Genomic DNA, 6,966 nt, shown 5'->3' on the forward strand with positions numbered 1-6,966 from the left:
CTCGGCGTCGACGTCGGGCGGGTGTGGAACTTCTACAACATCCTCTTCCCGTGGCGCTGGAACACCGAATCCGCGATGTTCGAGGTCGCGCTCTGCATGCCGCTCTATGCGTTCCTGTTCCTGGCGTTCGAGAACGTCCCCTACGTACTCGAGCGCATCTGGGCGACGGGCGGACCGGTCGCGCGACGCAGGATCCGCGCCGTCGAGCCGTTCCTGCGCCGCATCTATCCGTTCATGATCGCCGGCGCCTACGTGCTGCCGGCGATGCACCAGTCGTCGCTCGGCGCGCTGCTGTCGCTCGCCGGCGCCAAGGTGCACCCGCTCTGGCAGACACCCTGGCTCCCGGTCCTCTATCTGATTCAGGCGGTCGTGTGCGGCTTCGCGGCGACGATCTTCGCGCTCATGACGGCGTGCCTGTACTGGAAGCGGCCGATCGACGTCTCGATCCTGTCCGAGCTGGCCGATCTCCTCTCGAAGACGATCTTCCTGTGGCTCGGGCTCCGCCTCGCGGACGTCGCGTGGCGGCACGAGCTGGGCGCGGCGGTCGCGCTCGACAGCTACAGCGTCATCTTCCTCGCCGAGAACGTGGGGCTGCTCGTGCCCGCGCTGGTCTTCCGCTCGCGGCGGCTGCGCGAGACGCCGCGCGTCCTCTACAACATGACGACGCTCGCGGGACTCGCCTCGCTGCTCTACCGCTTCGCCCCGACCACGCTCGCATTCCGCCCCGGCGGCCCGCACGACGTCTACTTCCCGTCGGTGCCGGAGCTGCTGATCATGTGCGGGTGGATCGCGCTCGCGATCGTCGGCTTCAGCCTGGCCGTGAAGACGTTTGCGATCCTTCCGGCACCCATCGAGGCGTGGGACCGCCTGATCGCGGTCGCGCGTGCCGACCACCCCGAATGGAGACTCGACGTGCATGGCAACCCGACTGACGATTGATCCGGTCACGCGCATCGAGGGCCACCTCCGCGTCGACGTCGTGGTCGACGGCGGGCAGGTCACGGACTCCCGCGTCTCGTGCACGATGTGGCGCGGCATCGAGACCATCCTCCGCGGCCGCGATCCGCGGGAGGCGTGGGTGTTCGCGCAGCGCTTCTGCGGCGTGTGCACGACGGTGCACGCGATGGCGTCCGTGCGGGCCGTCGAGGATGCGCTCGAGATGCCGATCCCGCCGAACGCGCAGTACATCCGCAACCTGATCCTGATCGCGCACGCGCTCCACGATCACATCGTGCACTTCTACCAGCTGTCGGCGCTGGACTGGATCGACGTCACGACGATTCCGAAGGCGGACCCGGCAAAGGCGACGGCGCTCGGCGAGAGCCTCTCCGAATGGCGCGGCAACTCGCGGCCCGAGATGCGGAAGGTCCAGGACAAGGTGAAGGCGCTGCTCACGAGCGGGCAGCTCGGCATCTTCCAGAACGGCTACTGGGGCCACCCTGCGATGCACCTCGAGCCCGAAGCGAACCTGCTGCTCCTCGCCCACTACCTCCAGGCGCTCGACTTCCAGCGCGAGGTGAACAAGGTGGTGGCGATTCTGGGCGCGAAGACGCCGCACATCCAGAACCTGGCCGTCGGCGGCGTGATGAACGCCATCAACCTCGACAACGACGCGACGATCAACATGGACCGCCTGTGGGCGGTGAAGGGGCACTTCGATGCCGTCGTCGACTTCATCCACCAGGTCTACCTGCCCGACGCATGCGCGCTCGCCGGCCTCTACCCGGACTGGTTCCGGTACGGCGCCGGCGTCCGGAACTACCTCGCCGTGCCCGATCTCCCGGCCGACGGCGCGTCGACGACGTACGACCTTCCCGGCGGCACCATCTTCGACGGCGACCTGCACACCGTCCATCCCATCAACAGTCCGCGCGACGCATGGTGGCGCGACGGCGTGACCGAGGACCTGACGCACGCCTGGTACGAGGGTGGCGTCCAGCAGCCCTGGAAGGGCGAGACGATCCCCGCGTACACCGAGTTCCAGGACGACGGGAAATACTCGTGGGTGAAGGCACCCCGCTTCCAGGGGCGCCCGATGCAGGTCGGGCCGGTCGCCAACGTCCTCGTCGGCTACGCGCAGGCGCACCCGCTCACACGGAAGTGGACGGATCTCGCGCTCGCGCGGGTCTCCGCCGCGGCCGGCCGGCCCGTGACCGTCGACGACCTGCAGTCGACGATGGGCCGCTACCTCGCGCGCGCGATCCGCTCGGCGATGCTCATCGAGCTCGCGAGCAGGCACTGGGAGCTGCTCGCCAACGGCATCGGGCACGGGGACGTGGCGACCTACGTGCCCCCCACGTTCCCGAAGGGCACGGTCGAGGGCGTCGGCTTCCACGAGGCGCCGCGCGGGACGCTCTCCCACTGGGTCGTGGTCGAGAACGGCATCCTCCGGAACTACCAGGCCGTCGTGCCGACGACGTGGAACGCGAGCCCGCGCGACTCGTACGGCGTCGCCGGCCCGTACGAGGCCTCGCTCCTCGGGAATCCCGTCGCCGACACCGACAAGCCGCTCGAGGTCCTGCGCACCGTGCACTCGTTCGACCCGTGCATGGCGTGCGCGTGTCACGTCCTCGACACGACCGGTCGCACGGTCGCGACGGTGAAAGTGCTGTGAGACGGCTCCCCACGACGCCGGTCGCGGTCGTCGGCCTCGGCAACGTCCTCATGGGCGATGACGCCTTCGGGCCGACCGTGATCGCGCTCCTGCGCGCCGGCTGGGAATTCCCGGCCGCGGTCGAGCTGGTCGACGGCGGCACGCCCGGGCTGCACATCCTCGCCGCCGTACACGGGCGCAAGGCGCTCGTGATCGTCGACACGGTCGCGGGCCCGGGGGCCCCGGGCGAGGTCCACTGCTACCGTCGCGACGATCTACGGGCGCTGCCCATCCTCTCCCGCACGAGCCCGCACGATCCCGCCGTCCTCGAGGCGCTCGCGCTCGGCGACCTCACCGGCGAAGGGCCGGACGACGTGCTCGTGGTCGGCGTGGTCCCGGCCTCGCTCGCGATGGAGACGACGTTGAGCGGGCCCGTCCGCGCCGCGTGTCCGGCGGCCGCGGCGCTCGTCGTCGCCGAGCTCGCCTGGCTCGGCGTGCCGGCACGCCGGCGGCGCGAGCCCACGGAACCCGAGGCGTGGTGGCTCGCGCCCGCCGAGGAGAGACCGTGAGCACCGAGGGGCGGCACATCGAGGTGAGCGGCATCGTCCAGGGCGTCGGGTTCCGCCCCTGGGTCTACCGCATGGCGCGCGAGGCGGGGCTGAGCGGCACGGTGCGGAACGACGCCGGCGGTGTCGCGATCGACGTCTTCGGCTCGGGCGAGGCGCTCGACGGGTTCGTCGAGCGTCTCGCCGCGTCGCCGCCGCCGGGCGCCGCGATCCGCGACTTCGTGTCGACAGCGATCGCGGCCGAGCCCGCGGATCGGTTCGAGATTGTCGGCAGCGAGGCCGGTCCGGCGCGGCACCTGAGCATCCCACCCGATCGCGCCACGTGCGCGGAATGCCTGGCGGAGATCTTCGATCCGCGCGATCGGCGGCACCGCCATCCCTTCACCAACTGCACGCGCTGCGGCCCGCGCTTCACGATTGCCCGCGACGTTCCGTACGACCGTGCCGTGACGACGATGGCGCGGTTCCCGATGTGCGGCGACTGCGAGCGCGAGTACGCGTCCGCCCCCGACCGGCGCTTCCACGCCGAGCCCAACGCCTGTCCGAAGTGCGGCCCGCGGCTGCGTCTCCTCGCAGCGAACGGCGCCGACCTCGCGGCGAAGGACCCGCTACGCGCCGCGGCGGTCGCACTCCGGAGTGGACTGGTCGTCGCCGTCAAGGGCATCGGCGGTTTCCATCTCGCGTGCGATGCGTCCTCGCCCGGGCTCGTGGAGCTCCGCGCCTTCAAGCGGCGGGACGAGAAGCCGTTCGCCGTCATGGTCCGCGACCTGGCCACCGCCGAGCGGCTCGCGGAGCTGACCGACGTCGAGCGGCAGCTCCTCACGTCGGTCGAGCGGCCGATCGTCCTCGCACGCCGGCGGCCCGATGCCGGTCTCTCGGATCGCGTCGCCCCGGGCACCCCGCTCGTCGGGCTCATGCTGCCCTACTCCCCGCTGCACCACCTGCTGCTCGCCGACGTCGATCGTCCGCTGGTGATGACCTCCGGCAATACCGAAAGCGAGCCGATCGCGCACGTCGACGCCGACGCCGTCGCGCGCCTCGCGCCGATCGCGGCGCTCTTCCTGGTGCACGACCGGGAGATCGAGGCGCCGTGCGACGACTCGGTGGCCCGCGTCGTCGCCGGGCACCCCGTCGTCCTGCGCCGTGCGCGTGGCTGGGTGCCGCGTGCCGTCCACGTCCGCCCGGTGGCGCGCCCGGTCCTCGCCTGCGGGGCGCAGCTGAAGAACGCGTTCTGCCTGGCCGTCGGCGATCGGGCGTATCTCGGCGCGCACGTCGGCGACCTCGATCACCCGGCGACGCTCGCCTCGTTCGAGCAGGCGATCGCACGCCTGGAGCGCTGGCTCGACGTGCGTCCGGAGGTCGTCGCGCACGACCTGCATCCCGGCTACGTCTCGACCGCGTGGGCGCTGGCGCGGCCCGACGTCGTGCGCGTTGGCGTGCAGCACCACCACGCCCACGTCGCGAGCGCGATGGCGGAGCACGGCCTCGACGGGCCGGTGCTCGGCGTCGCGTACGACGGCACCGGGTGGGGGACCGACGGCACGGCGTGGGGCGGCGAGCTGCTGCTCGCCGACTTCGCCGGCTTCGAGCGGCTCGCCACGTTTCGACCCCTCCCGCTGCCGGGTGGCGACGCCGCGATCCGCGACGTCTGGCGTACCGCATGCGCGCTCCTCGACGACGCCTTCGATCACGCGGCGCCGCTCGACCGCCTGGCGCTGTTCTCGCAGGTGCCGCACGATGCCGTGGCCGTCGTGCGGCGGATGATCGAGACCGGCCTGAACGTGCCACGCGCCCGCGGCGTCGGGCGCTACTTCGACGCGGTCGGGGCGCTCGTGCTCGGGCGCCGGGACGCGCGTCACGAGGGGCAGGTGGCGAGCGCGCTGGAGCATGTCGCCGACCCGGATGAGCAGGGCCGCTACCCCTTCGCGATCGACGATCGTGCGACGCCCTGGGAGATCGACCTCCGCCCGCTGGTGCGCGCGCTCGTCGCCGACCTCCTCGCCGGCACGCCGGCGACGTACATCGCGGCGAAGTTCCACAACACGCTCGTCGTCACGACGGCGGAGTGCGTGCGCGCGGCCGCGCGACGCCTCGGGCGGCTGCCCGTCGTCCTGAGCGGCGGCTGCTTCCAGAACGCACGGCTCACGGAGGGCGTCGTGGCCGCGCTCACGCCGGATCTCGCCGTGCACGTGCACCGCGACGTCCCACCGGGTGACGGCGGCATCGCGCTCGGCCAGGCGCTCGTCGCCGACGCCGTCGCCCGCACCGCCGTCGCGGCGGGGAGGGCCGCCTGATGTGCCTCGGCGTCCCCGGCCGCGTCGTCGAGGTCGACGGCCTGCTCGCCGTCGTCGACTTCTGGGGCGTGCGGAAGGCGGTGCGTCTGGACGTCGTCGACGAGGCGGTGGTCCCCGGCGACTACGTGCTGAACCACGTCGGCTTCGCGATCCGCCGCATCTCGCCCGAGGACGTCGGCCAGACGCTGGCGCTCTACGAGACGCTCCTCGCCGACCCGGGTGCGGCCGACCCGATGGCGGCCGACGTGCGCGGCGAGCTCGGCGGCACGGGAAGGGTGCGTCGTGAGTAGTCCCGCGCGCGCGCTCGAGTTCCGCGATCCGGCGCAGGGGCGTGCGCTCGTCGCGACGCTCGCGCGCCTCACGCGCGAGATCGGGCGCGACCCGGTCTCCGTCATGCACGTCTGCGGCAGCCACGAGCAGGCGATCGCCCGCTTCGGGCTCCGCGCGTCGTTCCCGCGAGCGCTCGAAGTGATCATGGGACCGGGCTGCCCCGTCTGCGTCACGGACCTGGCCGAGATCGACGAGGCCGTGGCGCTCGCCCTGGACGGCGTGCGCATCGCGACGTACGGCGACATCGTACGCGTGCCGGGCACGGCCCGCTCGCTCGGCGACGCGCAGGCCGAGGGCGCCCGGGTCGACGTCGTCTACAGCGTCACGCAGGCCGTGGAGCTGGCGCGAGGGACCGACGAGGACGTCGTGTTCTTCGCCACCGGCTTCGAGACGACCGCGGTCGCGACCGCGGCCGCCCTGCTCGACGACCCGCCGCCGAACCTGAGCGTGCTGTCCGCGCACAAGTTCATTCCGCCGGTGATGGACATCGTCGCCGAGATGCCGGCGACCCGGGTCGAGGGCTTCCTCGCCGCCGGGCATGCGGCGACGATCACCGGCTCCGCCATCTTCGAGGCGTTCGCCGCGCGGCACGGGGTCCCGGTCGTGGTCGCGGGCTTCGAGCCGCTCGACATCCTCGCGGGGCTCGCGCGTCTGCTCGAGCTGATCCGCGACCGCACGCCGCGCGTCGCCAACATGTACCCCCGGTGCGTGACCGAGGCCGGAAACCACGTCGCGCAGGAGCGTCTCTGGCGGGTCTTCCGCCCGGTCGGCGGATGCTGGCGGGGCATCGCCCACGTCCCGAACGGCAACCTCCGGCTCCGCGACGACTGGGCCGACCGCGACGCGCGGCGTCGCTTCCGCATCGACGTCGAACGAGCCATCGACGGCGCGCCGCGCACGCTGGCGCGACAGTGCATCTGCGGCGACATCATGGCCGGAATCGCGTCGCCCGACCGCTGTCCGCTCTTCGGCACGCGCTGCACGCCGCAGGCGCCGGTCGGCGCCTGCATGGTGAGCAGCGAGGGCACGTGCCGCATCTGGCACGAGTACGGCGGGCGGCCCGACCTCGGAGCGAGCGCATGACGATGCACGGCCAGGATCGCATCGAGCTGCGCCACGGCGCGGGTGGACGCGCGATGCGCGTGCTGATCGAGAGCGTGTTCGTCGCCGGCGCCGACGGCGC

6 protein-coding genes are annotated in these 6,966 nt (G+C 72.4%); all 6 read left to right on the forward strand.

Annotation, left to right across the window (positions count from 1 at the left end):
- Positions 1-939 (forward strand): NrfD/PsrC family molybdoenzyme membrane anchor subunit (nrfD, locus tag VMS22_22595; protein ID HXJ36836.1); only part of this gene is annotated, 939 nt, incomplete at its 5' end.
- The gene (locus tag VMS22_22600) at positions 917-2,614 is read left to right on the forward strand and encodes a nickel-dependent hydrogenase large subunit (GenBank protein ID HXJ36837.1); all 1,698 of its coding nucleotides are present in this window, start codon (positions 917-919) and stop codon (positions 2,612-2,614) included. The genes nrfD and VMS22_22600, both read left to right, overlap by 23 nt.
- Positions 2,611-3,162 (forward strand): hydrogenase maturation protease, encoded by a 552-nt coding sequence (locus tag VMS22_22605; GenBank protein HXJ36838.1) that lies wholly within the window; start codon positions 2,611-2,613, stop codon positions 3,160-3,162. The genes VMS22_22600 and VMS22_22605 overlap by 4 nt, the downstream gene beginning before the upstream one ends.
- Positions 3,159-5,453: a carbamoyltransferase HypF gene (hypF, locus tag VMS22_22610; GenBank protein ID HXJ36839.1), complete on the forward strand. Its 2,295-nt coding sequence runs from the start codon at positions 3,159-3,161 to the stop codon at positions 5,451-5,453. Before VMS22_22605 ends, hypF begins: the two co-directional genes overlap by 4 nt.
- Positions 5,453-5,743 carry a HypC/HybG/HupF family hydrogenase formation chaperone gene (locus tag VMS22_22615; protein ID HXJ36840.1) on the forward strand — a complete coding sequence of 97 codons (291 nt, stop codon included), beginning with the start codon at positions 5,453-5,455 and terminating at the stop codon, positions 5,741-5,743. Before hypF ends, VMS22_22615 begins: the two co-directional genes overlap by 1 nt.
- Entirely contained in the window at positions 5,736-6,866 is a 1,131-nt protein-coding gene (gene hypD / locus VMS22_22620; protein HXJ36841.1) for a hydrogenase formation protein HypD, read from the forward strand. The genes VMS22_22615 and hypD overlap by 8 nt, the downstream gene beginning before the upstream one ends.
- Positions 6,867-6,966: the final 100 nt, after the last annotated feature.

Source organism: Candidatus Eisenbacteria bacterium (assembly GCA_035577985.1).
Lineage (GTDB): Bacteria > Desulfobacterota > Binatia > DP-6 > DP-6 > DATJZY01.

What these genes read in the sequence shown, in the direction of transcription:
- VMS22_22600 (HXJ36837.1), top strand. Translation starts at nt 917, where the DNA reads ATGGCAACCCGACTGACGATTGATCCGGTCACGCGCATCGAGGGCCAC.
- VMS22_22615 (HXJ36840.1), top strand. Translation starts at nt 5,453, where the DNA reads ATGTGCCTCGGCGTCCCCGGCCGCGTCGTCGAGGTCGACGGCCTGCTC.